We start from the raw sequence: 20,049 nt of genomic DNA, 5'->3' as shown, positions 1-20,049 counted from the left end.
AAATGCCCATTTTCACGGCACCGGACGGATCGCCGGTCGAAATTGAATCCAATGCCGTTGTTCGCATTGCGAGAACGGTGTTCAGCGATCTCGATGGATCCAGTTGCCGGATTGACTGGAAAAGAACCGACCTCGTCAGGGAGTCGGTTCCCGAAGTGCTTGAGATGATCGGCTATGAGCTGCCGTCTCTTGTTCGCCTGACCGCAGAGTCCAACGCGGAGATCTGGATCAACGCACAACTGGCCGAGGGTCCGTTTCCGCCGCATCCGGACAAGGAGCAGGAGGGTTTCCGGGCCCATATCGTCGTCTCGGGCGAACCCCAGCACGTCATGGAAAACGAAGAAAGGATTCTGGAATTGTTCACCCGGGCCGGTGGGACGGCGTGAGGCTGCCATCGGATATGAACCCGACGGCAGCCGCTGCACCGTCTGAAACCGCTCTAAGCTGCGATGTCGTTGATGTCCTTTTTCGCGAACATCCTTGCAAGGTTCAAAAAGCAGATCATGCCGTTCTCGCCGGTTATGATTCCTTCAGAAGAACCCCTGTCGAAGGACGTGCTGACTTCCGGAACCGGCTGGATCTCGTTGCCGTTGACCGTCAGGATGTCGGAAACGCGGTCGACCAGCATACCGACCACCATATCGTGAAGCTCAGCCACGACGATCGCGCTGCGCTCGTTTGCCTCCACACTCGGCATGCCCAGCTTGTACGCCAGATCGATGATCGGAATGACGGTGCCCCGCAGATTCATCACGCCGATCACTTCCGGCGGAGAGTTGGGGATCGGGGTGGAGGGAGCCCATCCGCGAATTTCGCGGATGGTCGTGGTTTTTACGCAGAATTCCTGATCATGAAGCCGGAAGGCGATCATTTCGAGGATCTGATCGGCATATACCGAGACATTCTTTGCTGAAGACATTATTAAAACTCCGCCCATTCGTCGGCAGCAGCAGCCGTTGCTGCACCACCTGAGAAGGCCTGTGCGACTTTGTTCGCCATTGCACGGGCCGGTGAAGCTGCCGGGGTGGCGTCCGGTTTGGCCGGTGCCGGGGCAGCAGGTTTGTGACTGGTCTGTTGTGCCGCGGTTTCCGCAGCGCCCATCTTGAACTGGGCAAGAAGCGTGCGCAGCGCATCCGCCTCGCTCGCCAGGGTATGGCTTGCGGCGGTCGATTGCTCAACCATGGCCGCATTTTGCTGAGTGCCCTGGTCCATCGTGTTCACCGCGGTGTTGATTTCCTTCAGGCCGGTAGCCTGTTCACGCGCGGCTTCAACAATGGCGGTGACATTGGTGTTGATTTCCAGGACCTGCGACACAATCTGTTCCAGTGCTTCGCCGGTGCGCCCGACAAGCGAAACACCGCTTTTCACCTGTTCGCCGGAGCTGGTGATCAATCCCTTGATCTCCTTGGCCGCATTCGCGGAGCGCTGCGCCAGTTCGCGGACCTCCTGGGCGACAACGGCAAAACCCTTGCCTGCTTCCCCGGCCCGGGCCGCCTCAACACCGGCATTCAATGCAAGCAGGTTGGTCTGAAAGGCAATATCGTCGATCACGCCAATAATGTTGCTGATTGCATTGGAGGAGTTTTCGATCTCGCCCATGGCGTTGATTGCATCTTTGACGACTTCGCCGGAGCGTTCAGCGTTATCGCGTGTCTTGGCTACAAGCTCGCCCGCTTCTTCGGCCCGGCGTGTAGAATCGGCAACGGTCGTGGTGATTTCCTCCAGCGCGGCTGCCGTTTCTTCCACCGAGGCGGCCTGTTGTTCCGTACGTCTGGAAAGATCGTCTGCACCGGAACGGATTTCGGCGGCGCCTGCTGCTATTCCGCCTGCATTGGAGCCGACATTGCGCATGGCGCCTTCAAGCTTGCCGACCGATTCGTTGAAGTCCACGCGTAATTGTTCGAGGTTTTGAGGGAACTTGCTATTGATGCGCTGTTCAAGATCGCCATTTGCAAGCTCTTGAAGACCATTTGCCAGGGTTTCAACGGCATGAACACGGTCGGTGATGTCTGTTGCAAATTTTACGACGCGGAAGACATCGCCCTTTTCATCAAAAATCGGATTGTATGTGGCCTGGATCCAGATTTCCTTGCCGCCTTTGCCGATGCGCTTGAATTCGTCGGATTTGAATGTGCCGGCGGCAAGGTCCGCCCAGAACTGCTTGTAGTCATTGCTCGCCGCATAGGCCGCATCACAAAACATAGAGTGGTGTTTGCCCTGAATTTCCGAGAGCTGATAACCGACGGCCGAGCAGAAGTTGTCGTTGGCGTCGATGATCTCGCCATTTGGAAAAAACTCGATCACCGCCTGGGCTCGCGACAGGGCGTCCAGTTTTCCGGCATCCTGCATTGATTTGACTTTGGCCGCGGTGATGTCGGTGGCGAATTTGACAACCTTGTAGGGCTTGCCGCCGCTGAAAAGTGGATTGTACGAGGCTTCGATCCAGATTTCTCTTCCGCCTTTGCCGAGGCGCTTATATTGAGCGCTATCGAACTCACCCCGATTCAGTTTGGCCCAAAACTCCCGGTATTCATCCGAAGCGGCATATTCCGGCTCGACGAACATGGAATGATGCTTGCCCTGTATTTCGGAAAGCGAATACCCAACCGCGTTGCAGAAGTTCTCGTTGGCCGTCAGAATATTTCCCGCCAAATCGAATTCGATTACGGCCTGGGACGAATTCATCGCCGCAAGGATCGCCTTGGCATCTGAATTGAGATTAAACATATATGTGCCCTTTGTAGTTTTGGTGTTTTCGTATTCTGGATTTCGTGCGCCGGTCTGTTGCAGGACCCGTTACGGCACCTGCTGCTCAGGCGGCGAAGGAACCGGATTGTTGCTCTCCATCGTGTGCCCGGGACTGCACATCCGCAGACAGCCGAAACTGACCCAATAGCTCAATCAGCGAAGAAGCCTGACCGGCCAGCTCATCGGTGGCGGTGGACGATTCCTCAACCATCGTGACATTCTGCTGGGTGCTCTGATCGATCATGTTGACGGCCTGGTTTATTTCGCCCAAACCATGGGACTGTTCACGCGCATTCTGCAGGATGGCCGCCGCGTGCACGCTGATTTCCTCGACCTCGCTGACGATGGTTTCCAGCGACTTTCCGGTTTCGGCAACCAGCGTTACGCCGGATTTGACCTGATCGCTTGATTTGTTGATCAGTTCCTTGATTTCCTTGGCGGCGACGGCGGACCGCTGTGCAAGTTCACGCACTTCCTGGGCCACGACAGCGAAGCCCCTGCCCGCTTCGCCGGCACGCGCGGCTTCGACGCCCGCGTTGAGCGCAAGCAGATTGGTCTGAAACGCTATATCGTCGATAACACCGATGATGTTGGCAATCTGATTGGACGAATCCTCGATCTCGCCCATGGCGGAAACCGTTTTGCTGACGATTTTTCCCGACTGCTCGGCGCTGTCTTTTGTCCGCTTGATCAGGTCGCTGGCTTCCTCGGCCCGTTTGGCGGTGGATGCGACGGTCGCTGTGATTTCCTCGACAGCCGAGGCGGTCTCCTCAACGGATACAGCCTGTTGCTCGGTACGTTTTGAAAGCGCGCCCGAAGCGGTGCTGATCTCAGCCGAGCCGTTGCGGATTGCGCCGGCTGTCTGCCCGACATGCTGCAGCGCCTCGCAAAGGGTTTCGGCTGACTGGTTGAAATCATTCTTAAGCGCCGAATAGGCCTGTGGTATTTCTTCGGAAACCCTGTAGCCCAGGTCTTTTTGGGAAAGATGCGACAGGGCCTTGCCGAAGACGCCGGAAACAAGATCCCGCTCCCTGGCAATTCCTTCAGCCTGGGCACGTTCACGCGCTGCCTTCGCCTCATCGATATAGACGGAAATCGCCAGATCCATATCCAGCATGACACCCTTGACGAGGGATGCCAGTGCATCGCCAAGGGTCTCGGCGTCGAGTTTTGCACCACGGCCGAGCCGTTGCTTCGGCCAGTGCTCTGCAATGACGGATTTGATCAGATGTTCCACAAGCAGGGCGTATCCGCCGATATACCAATGCGGTTCCAGGCCGATCCTGGCATGTACCGCACCGATTTTTCGCACCTGCGCGACATAATCGTCATCAAAGCGGCCATTGGCGATGCTGGTCCAGTGGCCTTCCTGTGCACCCTTGGCACGCCGCATCTGGTCATCGGATGAAAAAAACTTCGCAACCTCCGGGGTCGCGCGCAGCCTGTCGTAGAATTTGTCGAGGCCGGTACCGACCTCGCGCTCGATCACTGATTTCAGTTCCCGGATAAGCGCCGAACTTTTTTCGTCGAGGCCCATGAACTCCATGCGCTCGCCGATACCGCTGCCCTGTTGCGAAGTTGTCATCTAGATTTCCCGTTCTCATCGGGAACCGTGGAAATCCTTCGGGCGCGGGAATTGCCCCAATGCGGTGATTTTGCGCAAGCGCACCGCAAATGTGACCAATGCCGTGCGGCCGACCCCTCCTAGGTTCCAACCAGTCACGGAACACCGCCATCATCATGAATAAGGTGCACCAACTTCCGCCAACCTATTCTGGCGGTTTCTACCAGCGGCGCCCGAACAGATCGTTTGCCCCCCAAAACTTCCCGTCAAGCATCGTCAACGACAGTAAACAAATAATAAATATTACATTTACCGGATAATATTCTTTATTATTTCGTTCTTTTATAAAAAAACACGTACTACCTATAGTTTATCTCATTCCCTCACCAACAACTGCCGAACGTCCATCTTGCTATCTCCGGGCATGTTTGGAGAGAGCAAGAACAATCACGTATTAAGCGATGCCGCTTGGGATCTGTAACCGGGTGCTGGAAAAATTCCCAAACCTGTGGACCGCTAAAGTTGGACTATGCGGTCGAACATGCACAAGAAGCCTGTGGGATGTTCACGCCGCCGCACTGCTGATTTCCCCAATATATTCAGTCTTTGTTGCGGGACATTTTGGCCCGCCCGTATTGCGGTCAAATTTTCCCACCACTGTTCCGTTGCGAGCGGTTCGATTCCGGGACCGTCCGGAAATGAAAGGGTGTGGTATTGACAAGGGGACTGGCAGCAACATTCGTCGCGATGGGCCTGGTTGTTGCGGCATTGGTGCTGCTTCCCCCGCACTATCGTGAAATCGGCTGGCAGATTGCCACGGCCTCTGTCGCATCGCCCCCCGCTGACGCTGAAGCAACGTCTTACAAGACATCCGAATGGTCAAAGCGATTGGTTTCCGCTGCAGAGAGCCAAATCGGCGAAACGGTCACGTACGACCCGGCCTATGTCAGCCTCGAATTTCCCGGCGGCGACGTGCCGCGCATACGGGGCGTATGCACCGATGTCATCATCCGCGCTCTGCGCGACGCGCACGGTGTCGATTTACAGCTGTTTGTAAACCGGGACATGAAGCGGGCCTTTGGCGACTATCCCCGCAAATGGGGCCTCAGCCGGCCCGACGCCAATATCGATCACAGGCGCGTTCCCAACCTGCGGCGATTTTTTGAGCGCGCTGGCGTTGAACTTCCGGTTACCGACCGGCCGGCGGATTATCAGCCGGGCGATATCGTGACGTGGAAGCTGCCCGGCAATCTCGATCATATCGGTATCGTCACCAACCGCCCGAACGGGGACAGGACCCGCCCCCTGATCGTGCACAATATCGGGGCCGGCACGCGGCTTCAGGATATGCTGTTTTCATACAGGATAACCGGCCACTACAGGCTGGAACTGTCCGAAAAGCTTGGTGCCCCGTAATTTCAGGGCCGCTATCGCAGCGGTGCGTTTGCCGGGCACGTCCTTTTTGAAAAAACCGTGTTGGAACTGCCATGCGCATCGGGCACTGCAGACCCTACTAATGGACAATACGAACAGTCTTGAAACGCCACATTTCACTGAGCAAGTGGAGGCTATCGACGCGGTTCATGTCCGGCGATGAGCCTGGATGCGAGCCGTCTATGTTGCTCTCATAAAAAGAGGCGTCATCATGAAAAATATCTATCATAAGTTTCTGGCAGGCATCGTGCGGATTGCCTCAATCCTGTCCGTGACAAGAAGCACCCGTCCGCAGCCGCTGCCTGAGCCGCGATATCCCGTCGCATTCAACGGCTGAGCGTTGCCGCAGGGCCGCACGAACAGGAATGTGCATGGCGGCGCCCATGGCCGCCACACATTCCAGACGGGTCGATTTTGTTATACGGCGAACCGGGCCCGGCTGCGCGATTTGAAGAATATCATGCCGATGATGGCGATGTTCAGAACATTCCACAAAATACCGTTGATGAATGCTATCTGATAGGACCCGGTCAGGTCGTAGATCCAGCCGGACAGCCAGCCGCCAAGCGCCATTCCCATGATCGTGGCCATGAGTACCGTTCCAACCCGCGCACCGGCTTCGCGGGCCGGCAGGTATTCGCGCACGATCAGCGCATAGCTTGGAACGATACCGCCCTGCGAAAGGCCGAAAACGAGGCTGACGAGGTACAGCGAGGCAAGGCCGTCGAACGGCAGATAGAAGAACAGGGCGATGCACTGCAGCGTGGAGCCGATCAGCAGGGTCAAAACGCCGCCCAGCCGGTCGGCGATCAGACCGAAAACGAGGCGCGAGACAACGCCGCCCAGCAGCATCAGCGACAGCATTTCAGCGCCGGCAACCGGGCCGTACCCGAGATCAACGCACAGCGAGACCAGATGCACCTGCGGCATCGACATGGCAACACAGCAGCCGAGACCGGCAACCACCAGCAGCAATTGCAGCACACGCGGTGAAAACTGCACTGACCGGGCATTGGCCGTTGCCAGGCTGTCAGCGCTTTCAGCGGCTTCGAACGGGAGTTTCCGGCGCAGCAGCAGCGACAGGGGCACGATCGCGAAGACCGTTATCGCCGCCAATATCAGGTAAACTGCCTGCCAGCCCGAATTGCTCAGGACGGGGCTCAACAGCACCGGCCATATTGCCCCCGACAGATAGTTGCCGCTGGCGGTGATTGCGACGGCAATGCCGCGCCGGCGCAAAAACCAGTGGGAGATATCGGCGATCAACGGCCCGAAACCGGCTGACGTGCCAAATCCTATCAGCAGCTGGCTGGCCGACAGCAAGTAAATCGAAGAACTCAGGGCCGCCAGCACATATCCGGCGGCAATGCACGAGGCCGCGCCGATCAGGGAGGCGGTAATGCCGTACCTGTCCACGGCCCGGCCTATGAATACGCTGCCAAAGGCAAAACCGACCATGGTCAATGTATAGGGAAGCGAAGCGTCGGCCCGGTCGATGCCGAACTCGCTTTGCACTGCGGGCATAATCACGACGATTGCCCACATGCCCACATTGGCAACCGTCGCGATCAAAAGGGTGATCGCCAACCGCTTCCAGGAATAGAAGCTGTCGAGAGACCGAGGAATGTTCATTGGGCGGACACTATTGCGGCGCTGCGGACTTGTCTAACTGTTTCAAGTCGTCCTCGACATCGGGCATCGGAAGACATTTCGGCTGACAGATGAAGACTGAACTGGCGGAGAGAGAGGGATTCGAACCCTCGAGACGGGATCACCGCCTACACACTTTCCAGGCGTGCGCCTTCGACCACTCGGCCACCTCTCCGTCGGTTTGCCCGATACCCAGCGTTGCGCTGATTGGCGAACCGGCGCGCACTATAGTCAAGACGCCCGCAGGATCAACCAGAATCTGACGCTTTAATCACAAAGCCCGGCAACGGAATTGCCACGCGGCAGATATCGTGTTGCCAAACGCTTTTTTCAACGAAAATTTCAGTGAGTATTGGACTAATATTTCATTCAGTTGATTTCCACGTGAAGTCGACTTGGGTTATTCATGAAAGACAAGAACAGCTGAAGGCAGGTAACGGTGAATGTCCGTTTCATGCTGCGGCAATAAAAATAAGCCAGGATAGGGGACAGGAGTTCTTTCCGACAATGCGGTTTTTGCTACGTGCTTTAAGTCTACTGGCGCTTGTCGTCGCCGTTATCAGTGCCGTAGTCGATATGATCCGGTCTGTGGCGGGCTCGGAGGTGGTCATCACGCCGCTCGGGGCGGCCTGGTACTCGATCAGTGCGGATACGCTCAATCTCACCCAGGCTGTGATTCAGCGCAATGTGCACCCATATATATGGGACCCGGTGGTGCAATGGATCCTTCTGCAGCCGACCTGGGCGGTATTTCTTGTCCTGTCGCTGTTTTTCTACCTGATTGCCTGGCGCAGGCCCAAGGCCGCCGGACGCTTCGCCGTACGTTAAGTGTGGCGCGGCCATTCACACACACGGCAGCGCCATAGCGGAGTAAGAGCGATGTTCAGCCTGAATATGTTCAGTAAAAAGACGCAAATGCCGGCCCCTGCAGACGCCCTGCCCGGGCGGGAGGCGCCGCTTGCAACGGCAAGCCATCATTTCGTCAACGGCAATCCGCTCAAGGGACCTTATCCGGACGGTTATGAAACCGCCTATTTCGCCATGGGCTGTTTCTGGGGCGTGGAACGCCTGTTCTGGCAGCGCGAAGGCGTGTTTGTCACTGCCGTTGGCTATGCCGGCGGCATCACACCCAACCCGACCTATGAGGAAACGGTCACCGGCATGACCGGCCACGCGGAAACCGTGCTCGTCGTTTATGATCCGGACACCGTCAGCTATGAGGATCTTTTGAAGATCTTCTGGGAGGGGCATGATCCGACCCAGGGCATGCGCCAGGGCAACGACGTGGGCACCACCTACCGTTCAGCGATCTACGCGGCGGACGACAAACAGATGCGGCTCGCAAAAGAAAGCAAAACGGCCTATCAGAAATCACTGCGGCGGGCCGGATTCAACGATACGATCACCACCGAGATCGCTGCCGCACCGGCCTTTTATTTTGCCGAGGACTACCACCAGCAATATCTTGCCAAAAATCCGAACGGCTATTGCGGTGTGAAAGGAACCGGTGTCGCCTGCGCCATCGGCTAGAAACCAGCTAGAGGGCGGTGCGAACGCGCAATCGGCTAAATGCCCAACCTGGCCGCGTAAAGCATAAGACAACAAATCGATTGAAATTGTTGATCAAACGGTTCATTTTTCACGTGATCTTTGCAAGAAGCCATGTAAGGATAGGCGCAAGCCTTGCCGGATAACGGCCTCGAAGGCTTTCAGGGAGCCGCCTCTTCAATGCGGCAACAAGGAAAAAAACGAAACAGAACACAGGGTTGGTGAATATGAAGCGTACACTACTCAGCATTTTTGCAATGGCTGCCATGTCAGCGTCGGCGCTGGCGGCAGACGTCAAACCGGCTATCATTTATGATCTGGGCGGCAAGTTCGACAAGTCGTTCAACGAGTCCGCCTATAACGGCGCTGAAAAGTTCAAGGCCGACACCGGGATCGATTACCGCGATTTCGAGATCCAGAACGACGCCCAGCGTGAACAGGCTCTTCGCAAGTTTGCCAAGGACGGTAACAACCCGATCGTCATGGCCGGATTCTCCTGGGCTGCAGCTTTGGAAAAGGTTGCCGCCGAATATCCGGACACAGACTTTGCCATTATCGACATGGTCGTCGATCTGCCGAATGTGCGCTCCGTGGTCTATAAGGAACAGGAAGGTTCCTACCTTGTAGGCGTGATGGCTGCTAAGGCATCCAAATCAGGCACGGTGAGCTTTGTCGGCGGCATGGACATTCCTCTGATCCGCAAATTCGCCTGCGGTTACGCTGGCGGCGTCAAGGCAACGAACCCGGATGCAACGGTGCTCGAAGCCATGACCGGCACGACACCGGACGCCTGGAACGACCCGGTTAAAGGCGGCGAGATTGCCAAGTCGCAGATCGCCCAGGGCTCTGACGTTGTCTACGCTGCCGCAGGCGGCACGGGTATCGGTGTGCTTCAGGCCGCAGCCGATGAAGGCAAGCTGGGCATTGGTGTGGATTCGAACCAGAACGGCATTCAGCCGGGTAAGGTTCTGACGTCCATGCTCAAGCGTGTTGACGTTGCCGTCTACAACGCGTTCAACGATGCCAATTCCGACAAGTTCACCTACGGCTTCAACGTTCTCGGCCTTGCGGAAAACGGTGTCGACTATGCCATGGATGACAACAATGCACCGCTTGTCGACCAGGCCATGCGCGACGCCGTCGAACAGGCCAAGGCGGATATCATCGCCGGCAAGATCGAGGTGCACGATTACATGTCGGATGAGAAGTGCCCGTACTGATCGGCCAGTAAAAGCCAACTGAATTTTAAGACCGCCGGATTTTTATCCGGCGGTTTTTTGTTTCTGCCGGACCGGCCAGCGGCCAAATGGTTCAATCCAAACAGGACACGTTCTAAAACGCGTCCGGGAAATGCTTCGGCCAGCGGCGCGGCACCACCGCAATTATATCGCAGCGTATGGACAGGCGTGCCGCATCCTTCTGGCGTGAAAGCCAGATATCACCTGCCGCGGCGATCCGCCTGGCAGCGGTTGCGGTCACTGCATCAATCGCCGCCTGCTCGGTGGCGCGGGCCTTGACCTCGACCAGCGCGACCAGATCGCCCTTGCGGGCTATGAGGTCGACTTCGCCGACCCGCGTTTTGAAACGTCGCGCCACGATGCGGTAGCCCTTGACCATCAGGGCCAATGCCGCCAGCCACTCAGCCAGGTGGCCGCGGCGATAGGCGCGCCGGCGTTCAGCACTTTTGCCGGCGGACCTGTTCAAGACAGCGCATCCTTCATCGACAGCAGCCGCTGGTAGAGCATCTTTCGCGGCAGTCCGGTCCGGCGCGCCGCCTCAGTGGCCGCCTTTGCCGGCGGCAGTGTCAGAGCCAGTTCACGCAGCAGCGCGTCGGCATCCTCGGCGCTCGCCCGTTGTTCACCCGGCGGGCCGATCACCAGAACGATTTCGCCTTTAACGGTATCCGTTTCGGCATAGTGCGCAGCCAGCTCTCCCAGCGACTGCCGGCGCACTTCTTCGAAAGCCTTGGTCAGTTCACGGCAGACGGCGGCCGGGCGGTCGGCGCCGAGAACATCGGCCGCGGCCTCAAGCGCGGCGGCCAGACGGCGCGGCGATTCGAAGAACAGCAGTGTTGCCGGTGTCTCGCGCAGGGCCGACAACCGGTCGCGGCGAGCCTTGTCCTTGACCGGCAGGAAACCGGCAAACAAAAAACTGTCGCTTGGAAGACCGGAAGCAACAAGCGCTGCCAAAGGCGCTGAGGCGCCGGGAATGGGGACAACGGCTATACCGGCCTCAAGCGCCTGCTCGACCAGGCGGTAGCCGGGGTCCGAGACCAGCGGAGTGCCGGCATCGCTGACAAGTGCAACGCTCTTTCCTTCTTCAAGCGCTGCAATCAGCCTGGGGCCGGCGCGCTCGGCATTGTGCTCATGATAGGCGAAGGGGCGCGTCTTGATGCCGTAGCGGCCGAGCAGCGTGCGGGTGACCCGCGTGTCCTCACAGGCCAGCACATCGGCCGATGCCAGCACCTCCAGCGCCCGCAGCGTAATGTCAGACAGATTGCCGATCGGCGTTGACACCAGATAGAGCGCCGGCTCCTGCGGACGGGCGGAAATCTGGTGAGTGCCGATCTGATAGGATGTCTGCATGAATTGTAACCGATCCCGCCTTGCCATGCCGCCCGATGTGCAAAATATGCATCTTCGGCGGCATATTCCGATTAATCTGTGGGACGCGCCACCTTTGCCTTGATCTTTACCTGTGGGCTATTACGCAATATGTACGCATCTTGCCTCGTGGCAAATGCCACACAATCAGACCCGGGTGAAGCCGGGGACTGGCCGGGACATCATATGAAACGCATTTTTTGCACTACACCCCGTATTCCAGCAAAGCTCTTATTATTATCCGCAGCCCTCTTCCTGTCCGCCTGCCAGGCGGTCAACTACGGCTTGCCCGGTTCCGGCAGCACCGGCACAACACCTACCGTTGTCAGCCTGCCGGTGAAGACCGGTCCGGCGTCCGGGGAAGTGCTTGGAACGGGCCAGACCCGCGTCGCTCTCTTACTGCCCATGACAGCACCCGGAAACGGATCGGCCATCGCATCTGAATACCGCAACGCCGCCGAACTCGCTATCACGACACGCGGCGAGCATACGATGGAGCTTGTCATCAAGGACACCGGCGGAACCGCGGCGGGTGCAATTGCGCGCACCGAGGAAGCCGTACGCGAAGGTTCCGCCATCATCTTAGGCCCGGTTTTTTCCGGCAGCGTTACATCGGCGGCATCGGTTGCCCGGCCCAACAACCGGATCATGATTGCCTTTTCGTCGGATCCTTCGGCGGCATCGGATGGCGTGTTCCTGATGTCGTTCCTGCCCAATCAGATTGTCGACCGGACTGTCTCCTACGCCACCGGTATCGGCCTGACATCGTTTTCGGCCATATTGCCGCAAGGGGCCTACGGCGCCCTTGTCGAACGGCAGTTGCGGGCAACGCTTGCAGCGCAGGGCGGCGTTTTAAACGGCGTATCGCGCTATGAATACAGCAATGAATCAGTTGTCGCCGCTGTACAGGAAATCCTGCCCGCCATCGAACAGTCTGACGCAATCTTCATTCCCGACGGCGGTACCGCGCCGGTCGCCATTGCCCGCGTCATGCAGGCCGAAGGCATCAAACTGCGCGACAAGAGACTGATCGGCACCGGTCAGTGGCGCTCGTCGAAGCTCGCCTCACCCTTCCTCCAGGGTGCCATATTCGCCGATATGGACCAGTCGGGTTTTGAAGCCTTCAAACTGCAGTACAAAGAAAAATTCCAGGCGGAACCCACCGTGAATGCCGGCCTTGGCTACGATGCGGTCGGTCTTGTCGCCGACCTTCTGGCAACGGGCAATCCGGCCGCCCTGTCGCGACAGGGTCTTGAAAAACCAAGCGGCTTTCACGGCGTAACAGGTGTTTTCCGGTTCCTGAAGGACGGCGAGACCCAGCGCGGCCTTGCCGTCTACCAGGTCCAGGAAGGGGAAGTCACCGTGGTCGACCCGGCTCCTCAGCAATTCAGCGGTTTTCAATCGGCGCAATTTTACAACTAGACGGGGTCAGTTCCTACGTGTCCACCAGATGTCCGGCCTCCCAACCGAGCATGGCGCGTTTGCGCGTGACACCCCAATGGTAGCCGGTGAGCGCACCGGAACTGCCCAGGGCCCGGTGACAGGGAACGACAAATGAGATCGGATTGCGCCCGACGGCAGCGCCAACGGCCCTCGGCGCAGACGGTTTGCCGATCTTTCTGGCAATCGACGAATAGGTCACGGCCGCACCGAGCGGAATGTCCAGCAGCGCCTCCCAGACGCGGATCTGGAAGTCCGTGCCGATCAGCACCACGCGCAACGGCTCCGAGGCGCTCCAGCGCAGCGGATTAAAAGACTGTTCGGCATAGTGCGCCGTTGACGCCGAGTCAGAAACGTAGCTGGCGCGCGGCCAGCGCGAGCACATGTCATCCAGCGCATCGCGTTCTCCGCCGGGATCGCAAAAGGCCATGCCGGCAAGACCGCGATCGGTCGCCATGATGAGGGTGATGCCAAAGGGGCAAGGGTGAAATCCATACCGGATGGTCAGCCCCTCACCCCTGGCCTTCCATATGCCCGGTGACACCGCCTCATGGGTGACGAACAGGTCATGAAGGCGACCCGGCCCTGACAGGCCAAGCTCGAATCTGGCGTCGAGCAGCGGCAGACCTTCCTGGCCGAGCAGCCGCCTGGCGTGATCGAGCGTTACGGCCTGCAGAAAGCTCTTCGGACTGAGGCCCGACCAGCGCGTGAATGTCTTTTGAAGCTGGGTCGGGGATTGTTTCAGTTCAGCGGCAATTTCCTCCAGCGACGGCTGACTTTTGAAGCGGCTGGTGATCAGTTCCAGCGCCCGGCGGACGATCTCGTAATCTGGATCGGTCTCAACGTCCACAACGTTGCGTGTTGTTTCGATGTTCATGCGTTTCGCGTCTATTGTCTGATTTGTTTCGGCCGTTTGTACTATCGGTTCAGCACCACAGAACCATGACAATGCCCTGCGCGCCACCCGATTCTTGCAGGGTATTTCCGCTGGTCCTATTTCCGCCGCACCGTGGCCAGCGCTCCGGCAAAAGCCTTTGCGAAACTTTCACGATCGTCGGGATTGAGGAACGAGCCGATTTCCGTCGAACGTCCTTCTCCCGATACGCGCATATTGGTGATGCCGGCCTCGTCATGGCGCGAAACATGAAAGCGCGCCCAGAACGGGTTGAAGCGGTAATTTCGCGTTCTGCCGGACGGGGCAATCTTTGAAATCGAAAGGTCCGTGCGCGAGACCGAGACGATCTCGCGGGCCTTCGCAGCGCGGTAATTCAGCCAGAATGCGCCAAATAGCAGAATCAGGTCGAGTATAAAAAAAGCCAAGATCGGCCATGCACCGGCGACCGCGAAAACAAACGCGTGGGCGACCGTCGCCACCGTCATGATGCACATCAGTATGATAAAACCATTGCGCCCAAGCGAGCGGTGCGGCGTCAGCAGCGCCTCGAAAATCGGCGCCTCGTTGTCGCGGGCCTTGTTTTCCGGCCCGTCATCTCCGACAGCATTGCTTTCCCTCATACACGCAGAATATAGAGGGTTCATGGAAAAGACCAAACCGAAATCCACAGCATCAAAAAACGGTGTGAAGAAAAAACCAGCGATAAGGCACACGCGCAAACGTCTGCCCAAAAGCGCCTATTTACCAGAGGAAGTCGGCGAAATATTCCGCCGATTTTCCGTTCAACGCCCGGAACCGAAGGGTGAGCTGGAGCATATCAACGCCTATACGCTGCTCGTTGCGGTCGTGCTCTCGGCCCAGGCGACCGATGCCGGCGTCAACAAGGCGACGCGGGCGCTGTTTGCAGCCGCCGACACGCCGCAAAAAATGCTGGAACTGGGAGAAGACAAGGTCCGAGAACATATCCGTACCATCGGGCTTTACCGTAACAAGGCCAAAAACGTCATCCTGCTTTCAAAGGCGCTGATCGAGGAGCATGGCGGCGAGGTTCCGGCGGATCGCGATGCGCTGGTCAAGCTGCCGGGTGTCGGACGCAAGACGGCCAATGTGGTATTGAACATGGCTTTCGGCCAGCCGACCATGGCCGTCGACACCCACATCTTCCGCATCGCAAACCGCACAGGGCTTGCGCCGGGAAAAAACGTCGACGATGTGGAGCAGAACCTGCTGCGCGTTATTCCCGAAGCCTATCTGCAACATGCCCATCACTGGCTGATCCTGCACGGGCGTTATGTATGCAAGGCGCGCAAGCCGGATTGCCAGGCCTGTGTCATAGCCGACATCTGCAAATCAAAGGAAAAGACCTGCGATATTCCTGCAGCGCTCGTTGCGCCTGCCTAGACCGAGACCGCCTCAGGTCAATTCGTCTTGCCGAACCGGGTTTGATTGCCCGTCAGGCTGACTGTGCGCCGTCTTTTGCAGCAATCCGCACAGAGCAGCGGCGATAGCCGAAAGTGCCAGCATTATGATAAATGCGGTGTCGTAATTGCCCTCGAGATCGAACATGACGGCGCCGAAATAAGCACCGAGACCGCCGCACATATGGTGGACCATGACGATCATTCCGCTGATCGCGCCAAGATGGGCTATCCCGAACGCATCGCGGGCGAACACCACCGTGAGCGGGGCGGTCACCCAAAAGGTTGTCCCGAACAGCAGGGCAAATAGGGCGACCGAAACGGTGTTCTGATCGAAGAGGATCAACGCAAAGACCGCCGTCCGCAGCAAGAAACAGGCAAAAGTCGCCCGCTGTGGCCCTTTACGGTCGCTCCAGATGCCGGATAGAAGAACACCGGCAACACCGGCAAGCCCCATGAAGGCAAGCAGGTTTCCGGCCATCAGGGTTTCGACACCGCGGTCCTGTGCGAACGCGACAACATGGGTGGCGAGAAAGAAATCCTGGAAGCCGCAGATAGCATAAACCACCACCAGCACCCACAATCTTGAAGTGCGCATCGCCTGGCCCAACGTCATGCCAATGCGGCGGGCGGCAACCTGGCTAGTGGAATTGCCTGTCTCGCTGCTCCTGGCCATGCCGGCGGCGACAATCGGAACGAGCGCCAGGTTGATGGCGCCGAGCCAGACATAGGCCGAGCGCCAGCCAATGTCCGAAAGGACGACCGCAAGCCCGCCGATTATGATCAGCTGACCGACGCCAATTCCCGAAACTGTAATGGCGTTGGCAAAGCCGATACGGCCCGGAAACCATCGGCTGACCATGACCCCGACCGGCGCAATCGATGCCAGACCGTTGCCGACGGCAAAAACAATTCCGTAGAACGCGAGGGTCTGCCAGGGCGCCTCAACAAAACTCATCGAGGCCGTGCCAATGGCTGAAATCAGCAATCCGCCGCACAGGACAACACGCAGGCTATAGCGGTCGGCAAGACGCCCCGAGGCAAACATGCAGATTGATGAAACGATCAGAAAGATGGCTGCCGCACCGCCGAACACGCCGCGTGTCCAGTCGAGCTCTTCGGCCATCGGCTTGAGAACAAGGCCGATCGCAAAGCGCGATCCGCCGCCGACAAACAGCACCAAAAATCCAATGCAAAGGACAATGAGACTTTTGCGGCTGAGTACAGCTGTGGACATGGGTTTTCGACAGACACCAATTGAAAAGCAACATGCATCATATAGCGATGCGGTCATTTTGCGATCAGAAATCGCAGCGCGTGTGCAGGTGTCAGGCGGGTGACCGGCGCGCCATTCGCGCATTCTCCAAAGACACCTGTTTTCCGCCCTCATCGACAAGTCTCAGTGTGAGCCAGTCGCCCGAGCGGTCATCCGTGATGCCCACCGGGGACGGGCCGTCGATCAAAAACCGTTCGCCCCATTGCGTCATCGCAATCATGACCGGGGCGAGAGCCCGGCCGGCGGATGTCAATCGGTATGCATGGCGCTTCCTGTCTCCCACCTCCTGATATTCAAAGCGGGCAAGCAGGCCGTGCGCCGTCAGCTTTTGAAGCCGGTCGGTCAGCACCGAACGCGGGATGCTCAAATCCTGCCGCATATCGTCATAGCGCTGAACCCCGTAAAAGGCTTCGCGCAGGATCAGTAGGGTCCACCGGTCGCCCAGGAGTTCGGCGGCCAAGGCCATGGGACAGTCCTGCTTGGCAACCCACGCGCGTCGGCGGATAGAAGATTTCATATCTGAGTTTGACATACGGACTTAGCTAGCGTATTTCAGCCTGAGTTCAAAATACAGACTTAGGAGAATTGCAATGCAGGCGTTGAACAGGGACGATCCGCTGGGCGATTTCGAAGCACGAAAGATCACCCTGAATGACGCGACCAGGACGGTCCATGTTTCCGGGCGAGGCCCGGCGGTGATTGTCATGGCCGAAATGCCGGGGATCAGCCCGCATGTCGCGCGCTTTGCCCGGTGGGTACGCGATGCCGGCTTCACCGTCTTTATGCCGTCCCTGTTCGGGCGGGACGGCGCGGTTGCGACCGCCGAGGAAGGCGCCAAAGTATTTCAGAAAGCATGCATAAGCACTGAATTCCGGGCTTTCGCAGGCAATGGCTCCAGCCCGGTCACACTTTGGCTGCGCGCGCTGGCGCGTTACGCCCACGACGAATGCGGCGGCCCGGGAACCGGCGCAATCGGCATGTGCTTTACCGGCAATTTCGCGTTGTCGATGATGATGGAGCCATCGATGCTGGCGCCGGTGCTGTCGCAGCCTTCCCTGCCTCTCGACGCGCCCGCCGCCATAGAAAGTTCCGCGGAAGAGCTCGCCGCCGTTCGCGAACGGCTTGAGCGGGACGACCTGACCGTGCTTGCCTATCGGTTCAAGGGCGACAAATTCTGCCAGGCACAGCGTTTTGCCGCCTATGCCGAAGCCCTCGGCGACCGGTTTGAGGGCAAGGTTCTTGCCGACACCGCGGCCAACACCGATGTGCCGCCGTTTTTTGAACGGCACGTGACGACGCCCCACAGTGTCGTAACCGTCCATCTGATCGACGAAGAAGGACAGCCAACGCTTGCAGCACGCGACGAGATTATCGGGTTTTTCAGCAGACGGCTGAAGGCGACAGATCCATAGGCTGACGGATTACGAGGAGGCGGGATGTCCTTCCGACTGCTCTGCACCGTCGCAGATTTCGTACCAGGACGGCTTTTCGGAGACAAATTCGTGGAACTGGTTTTTGAGACCGAACTCGGAATCAAGCGCATTTGCCGCAATTGGAAAACTGTCCTCCTCGGATAGGATTTCGCCAAGCGATGTACCGCAAATCTTGCAGAAACACCTGCCGTACTTGTAAGGAGGAGCGGGCTGGTAGAGCGCGACATGCTCTTTTCCCTGAAGCCACTGCAAGTCATCTCTTTTGACGAAGACTATGGTGCTGGCACCGGCCTTGCGGCACCTTGAACAATGGCAGGTGCCCATCATAGACGGTTCGGCCAACAGCTCGAATTTTACCGCGCCGCAGCAACAGCTTCCCTTGATCATGCAACCTGTCTTTCTGTTCTAATTCGCATTGGAACATTACAAGAACATCTAAAGACATGCAAATGTTTATACCGGACTCGAATGGAACCCTCAGGCTAGAGCGAATTCGGGATCTTTTGCCGTCAGCATCTTGTGCAAATGCACCATCAGGCCGGCGGCAAAGAGCGGCGTGAGGAGGTTTACAAGGGGGATCGACAGGAAGGCGGCGATAATCAGACCTGCCAGAAATATGGTCGCGCGGTGCTTGGAGCGCATCTGCCGGACCTCGTCTTCGCTGCGGTAGCGCATGGCGGCGAATTCGAAGAATTCACGGCCGAACAGGTAACCGTTGACCAGCAGAAAGGCGACGATGTTGACGCCCGGAATGAAGAGCAGCAGCAGGGCGATGATGTTGCCGGCAATGATCACGCCGAGGAACTTCAGCGTATAGACGATGGCCCTGCCGACAGGGATCGCCGTTCCGGCACGGTCATTGGGATAGTCGCGCTCCTCGATGATCTCGGCGACGCCGTCGAGAAAGAACCCGGCGACAACTGCCGTGACAGGCGCAATGAGCAGCGCCAGTCCGACTGCAAGCCCGAGGCTCGCAATGATGCCGAAGATGAAGCCCAGCCAGCCGGCCCAGTCGGGTATGCCGGGTATCAGCGCGTCGAGCCAGGGCAGCGCATAGGCCGTGAACAGGCCGCGCAACGACATCCACAGGCCGATGAGAAGCAGGATGGTGATGCCGAGAATTTTCCAGAAGGCGGACCGGGTCTCGCTCGCCAGGAGATTTTGCCCCGCAAGGCGCGCTGCTTCAACGATCATGGGGCACTTCCGGATAAATCATGGATTTCAGATAGGTATTGTTGAAAGGGATTCAACGTCAGCATCGTTGTTGGCAGTCCGTTAACGGTATTTCGAGTAACACTTGCAACGAATGCGTGCAAACCACACATGAAAATAGCAAACCGGATCATCAATCGGATGGCCAAGCATAGTTTTGTTCTGTTCCTGCCGGGAGAAAAATGACCACATTCACCACTGTTCAATCGCTGGCGTCCTATGCAACGGACCCGAGGCGAAATTGAACATCCTCTCAGGTATCGCAGCGGCGCTGTTCCGAACATTTATTGTGGTGTCATACGCATTTTGTTTTTTTATCCTTGGATTTTGCATCCTTAGCCTGATCGCCGAATTAGCCAGTCTGGGCATAATATCGATTTCTGTGATGTTGATTTTGCTGACTGTTTTTGGCGGCTTCGTTGGATGGGGAATGGACAGACAGGATTTCGTGCAAATGAACAGACTGGCAGCAAAGGCGAGTTTGGGATGGTCACTTGCATGTCTGAAGTTCTATGGCGCCCTTTTTGGTGGGTTGATTATAGGCTATCAGCTCTTGAAACTGATATTGAGCTTCAATCCCGAATTCGGCATTATGCCCGGATTGGCGATATGGTTGGGCACACCGATCGCTTTCGTTTGGATTGTGTTCAGCCGAGGCCATGGAACAAAGCCACGCGGCAATATGAAAAACCCACAAAGAACATTTGACGCCCTATCTTGTGGCTTCAATGTGGGCCGCCCAGTTGCCAAGGGTCATGCAAACCAACAATCGACCGATGAAATTCGGCAAAAGTAAAAAACTGCCAGCCAGCGCTTCATTTTGCAGCC

Annotated in this window: 22 protein-coding genes and 1 tRNA gene; 10 read left to right on the top strand and 13 right to left on the bottom strand. The window is 57.6% G+C overall.

Annotation, left to right across the window (positions count from 1 at the left end; translation table 11 throughout):
• Window positions 1–2 precede the first annotated feature (2 nt).
• On the top strand, window positions 3–386 hold the full coding sequence (locus ABVT35_RS21145) for a hypothetical protein (RefSeq protein WP_368469119.1): 384 nt from the start codon (window positions 3–5) through the stop codon (window positions 384–386).
• Between the two features lie 53 nt (window positions 387–439).
• On the opposite strand, the gene ABVT35_RS21140 is transcribed toward ABVT35_RS21145, so the two are convergent.
• The 3 genes from ABVT35_RS21140 to ABVT35_RS21130 all read right to left on the bottom strand — a co-directional run bounded on the left by ABVT35_RS21140 (window position 440) and on the right by ABVT35_RS21130 (window position 4,333).
• Window positions 440–919, bottom strand: a complete 480-nt coding sequence (locus ABVT35_RS21140; RefSeq protein ID WP_368469117.1) for a chemotaxis protein CheW — start codon at window positions 917–919, stop codon at window positions 440–442.
• 2 nt (window positions 920–921) lie between these two features.
• The gene (locus tag ABVT35_RS21135) at window positions 922–2,727 is read right to left on the bottom strand and encodes a methyl-accepting chemotaxis protein (protein ID WP_368469115.1); all 1,806 of its coding nucleotides are present in this window, start codon (window positions 2,725–2,727) and stop codon (window positions 922–924) included.
• A gap of 85 nt (window positions 2,728–2,812) precedes the next feature.
• Window positions 2,813–4,333 (bottom strand): globin-coupled sensor protein, encoded by a 1,521-nt coding sequence (locus ABVT35_RS21130; protein WP_368469114.1) that lies wholly within the window; start codon window positions 4,331–4,333, stop codon window positions 2,813–2,815.
• Between the two features lie 693 nt (window positions 4,334–5,026).
• Here ABVT35_RS21130 and ABVT35_RS21125 point away from each other — a divergent pair.
• Together ABVT35_RS21125 and ABVT35_RS21120 are read left to right on the top strand one after the other, a co-directional pair.
• Complete coding sequence (locus ABVT35_RS21125; protein WP_368469113.1) at window positions 5,027–5,728, top strand: DUF1287 domain-containing protein; 702 nt, start codon at window positions 5,027–5,029, stop codon at window positions 5,726–5,728.
• A 229-nt stretch (window positions 5,729–5,957) separates the two neighbouring features.
• A complete protein-coding gene (locus ABVT35_RS21120) occupies window positions 5,958–6,083 on the top strand; it encodes a hypothetical protein (protein WP_368469111.1) in 126 nt (41 codons plus the stop codon).
• Window positions 6,084–6,163: 80 nt separating this feature from the next.
• Here the strand turns inward: ABVT35_RS21120 and ABVT35_RS21115 are convergent, their stop codons facing one another.
• Together ABVT35_RS21115 and ABVT35_RS21110 are read right to left on the bottom strand one after the other, a co-directional pair.
• Complete coding sequence (locus ABVT35_RS21115) at window positions 6,164–7,378, bottom strand: MFS transporter (RefSeq protein WP_368469110.1); 1,215 nt, start codon at window positions 7,376–7,378, stop codon at window positions 6,164–6,166.
• Between the two features lie 102 nt (window positions 7,379–7,480).
• Window positions 7,481–7,571, bottom strand: a tRNA-Ser gene (locus ABVT35_RS21110).
• A gap of 332 nt (window positions 7,572–7,903) precedes the next feature.
• On the opposite strand from ABVT35_RS21110, the gene ABVT35_RS21105 reads away from it, so the two are divergent.
• The 3 genes from ABVT35_RS21105 (at window position 7,904) to ABVT35_RS21095 (ending at window position 10,164) form a co-directional block, all read left to right on the top strand.
• On the top strand, window positions 7,904–8,224 hold the full coding sequence (locus ABVT35_RS21105; protein WP_368469108.1) for a hypothetical protein: 321 nt from the start codon (window positions 7,904–7,906) through the stop codon (window positions 8,222–8,224).
• Window positions 8,225–8,275: 51 nt separating this feature from the next.
• Window positions 8,276–8,926, top strand: coding sequence for a peptide-methionine (S)-S-oxide reductase MsrA (gene msrA, locus ABVT35_RS21100; protein WP_368469106.1), 651 nt, complete (start codon window positions 8,276–8,278; stop codon window positions 8,924–8,926).
• Window positions 8,927–9,171: 245 nt separating this feature from the next.
• Entirely contained in the window at window positions 9,172–10,164 is a 993-nt protein-coding gene (locus ABVT35_RS21095) for a BMP family protein (protein ID WP_368469104.1), read from the top strand.
• A 112-nt stretch (window positions 10,165–10,276) separates the two neighbouring features.
• Here ABVT35_RS21095 and ABVT35_RS21090 read toward each other — a convergent pair whose 3' ends face one another.
• Entirely contained in the window at window positions 10,277–10,648 is a 372-nt protein-coding gene (locus tag ABVT35_RS21090; RefSeq protein WP_368469102.1) for a YraN family protein, read from the bottom strand.
• Complete coding sequence (rsmI, locus tag ABVT35_RS21085; RefSeq protein ID WP_368469101.1) at window positions 10,645–11,529, bottom strand: 16S rRNA (cytidine(1402)-2'-O)-methyltransferase; 885 nt, start codon at window positions 11,527–11,529, stop codon at window positions 10,645–10,647. Before rsmI ends, ABVT35_RS21090 begins: the two co-directional genes overlap by 4 nt.
• 204 nt (window positions 11,530–11,733) lie before the next feature.
• Between rsmI and ABVT35_RS21080 the strand changes: the two genes are divergently transcribed.
• Window positions 11,734–12,969: a penicillin-binding protein activator gene (locus ABVT35_RS21080; protein ID WP_368469099.1), complete on the top strand. Its 1,236-nt coding sequence runs from the start codon at window positions 11,734–11,736 to the stop codon at window positions 12,967–12,969.
• Between the two features lie 13 nt (window positions 12,970–12,982).
• Here the strand turns inward: ABVT35_RS21080 and ABVT35_RS21075 are convergent, their stop codons facing one another.
• On the bottom strand, window positions 12,983–13,864 hold the full coding sequence (locus ABVT35_RS21075; protein ID WP_368469098.1) for a methylated-DNA--[protein]-cysteine S-methyltransferase: 882 nt from the start codon (window positions 13,862–13,864) through the stop codon (window positions 12,983–12,985).
• 116 nt (window positions 13,865–13,980) lie between these two features.
• On the bottom strand, window positions 13,981–14,502 hold the full coding sequence (locus ABVT35_RS21070) for a DUF2244 domain-containing protein (protein WP_368469694.1): 522 nt from the start codon (window positions 14,500–14,502) through the stop codon (window positions 13,981–13,983).
• A gap of 22 nt (window positions 14,503–14,524) precedes the next feature.
• Here ABVT35_RS21070 and nth point away from each other — a divergent pair, with 22 nt between their 5' ends.
• A complete protein-coding gene (gene nth, locus ABVT35_RS21065) occupies window positions 14,525–15,283 on the top strand; it encodes an endonuclease III (protein WP_368469097.1) in 759 nt (252 codons plus the stop codon).
• 12 nt (window positions 15,284–15,295) lie between these two features.
• Here nth and ABVT35_RS21060 read toward each other — a convergent pair whose 3' ends face one another.
• Complete coding sequence (locus ABVT35_RS21060; RefSeq protein WP_368469096.1) at window positions 15,296–16,537, bottom strand: MFS transporter; 1,242 nt, start codon at window positions 16,535–16,537, stop codon at window positions 15,296–15,298.
• Between the two features lie 91 nt (window positions 16,538–16,628).
• The gene (locus ABVT35_RS21055; RefSeq protein ID WP_368469095.1) at window positions 16,629–17,042 is read right to left on the bottom strand and encodes a winged helix-turn-helix transcriptional regulator; all 414 of its coding nucleotides are present in this window, start codon (window positions 17,040–17,042) and stop codon (window positions 16,629–16,631) included.
• 124 nt (window positions 17,043–17,166) lie between these two features.
• On the opposite strand from ABVT35_RS21055, the gene ABVT35_RS21050 reads away from it, so the two are divergent.
• Window positions 17,167–17,988: a dienelactone hydrolase family protein gene (locus tag ABVT35_RS21050; RefSeq protein WP_368469093.1), complete on the top strand. Its 822-nt coding sequence runs from the start codon at window positions 17,167–17,169 to the stop codon at window positions 17,986–17,988.
• A gap of 9 nt (window positions 17,989–17,997) precedes the next feature.
• Here ABVT35_RS21050 and ABVT35_RS21045 read toward each other — a convergent pair whose 3' ends face one another.
• Entirely contained in the window at window positions 17,998–18,396 is a 399-nt protein-coding gene (locus ABVT35_RS21045; RefSeq protein ID WP_368469091.1) for a GFA family protein, read from the bottom strand.
• A 90-nt stretch (window positions 18,397–18,486) separates the two neighbouring features.
• Window positions 18,487–19,203, bottom strand: coding sequence for a sulfate transporter family protein (locus ABVT35_RS21040; protein ID WP_368469090.1), 717 nt, complete (start codon window positions 19,201–19,203; stop codon window positions 18,487–18,489).
• A gap of 259 nt (window positions 19,204–19,462) precedes the next feature.
• Between ABVT35_RS21040 and ABVT35_RS21035 the strand changes: the two genes are divergently transcribed.
• Complete coding sequence (locus tag ABVT35_RS21035) at window positions 19,463–20,017, top strand: hypothetical protein (protein ID WP_368469088.1); 555 nt, start codon at window positions 19,463–19,465, stop codon at window positions 20,015–20,017.
• Window positions 20,018–20,049: the final 32 nt, after the last annotated feature.

Source organism: Hoeflea sp. TYP-13 (assembly GCF_040932035.1).
Classification (GTDB): Bacteria; Pseudomonadota; Alphaproteobacteria; order Rhizobiales; family Rhizobiaceae; genus Hoeflea_A.
This window is presented reverse-complemented; position numbering and strand designations above follow the sequence as displayed.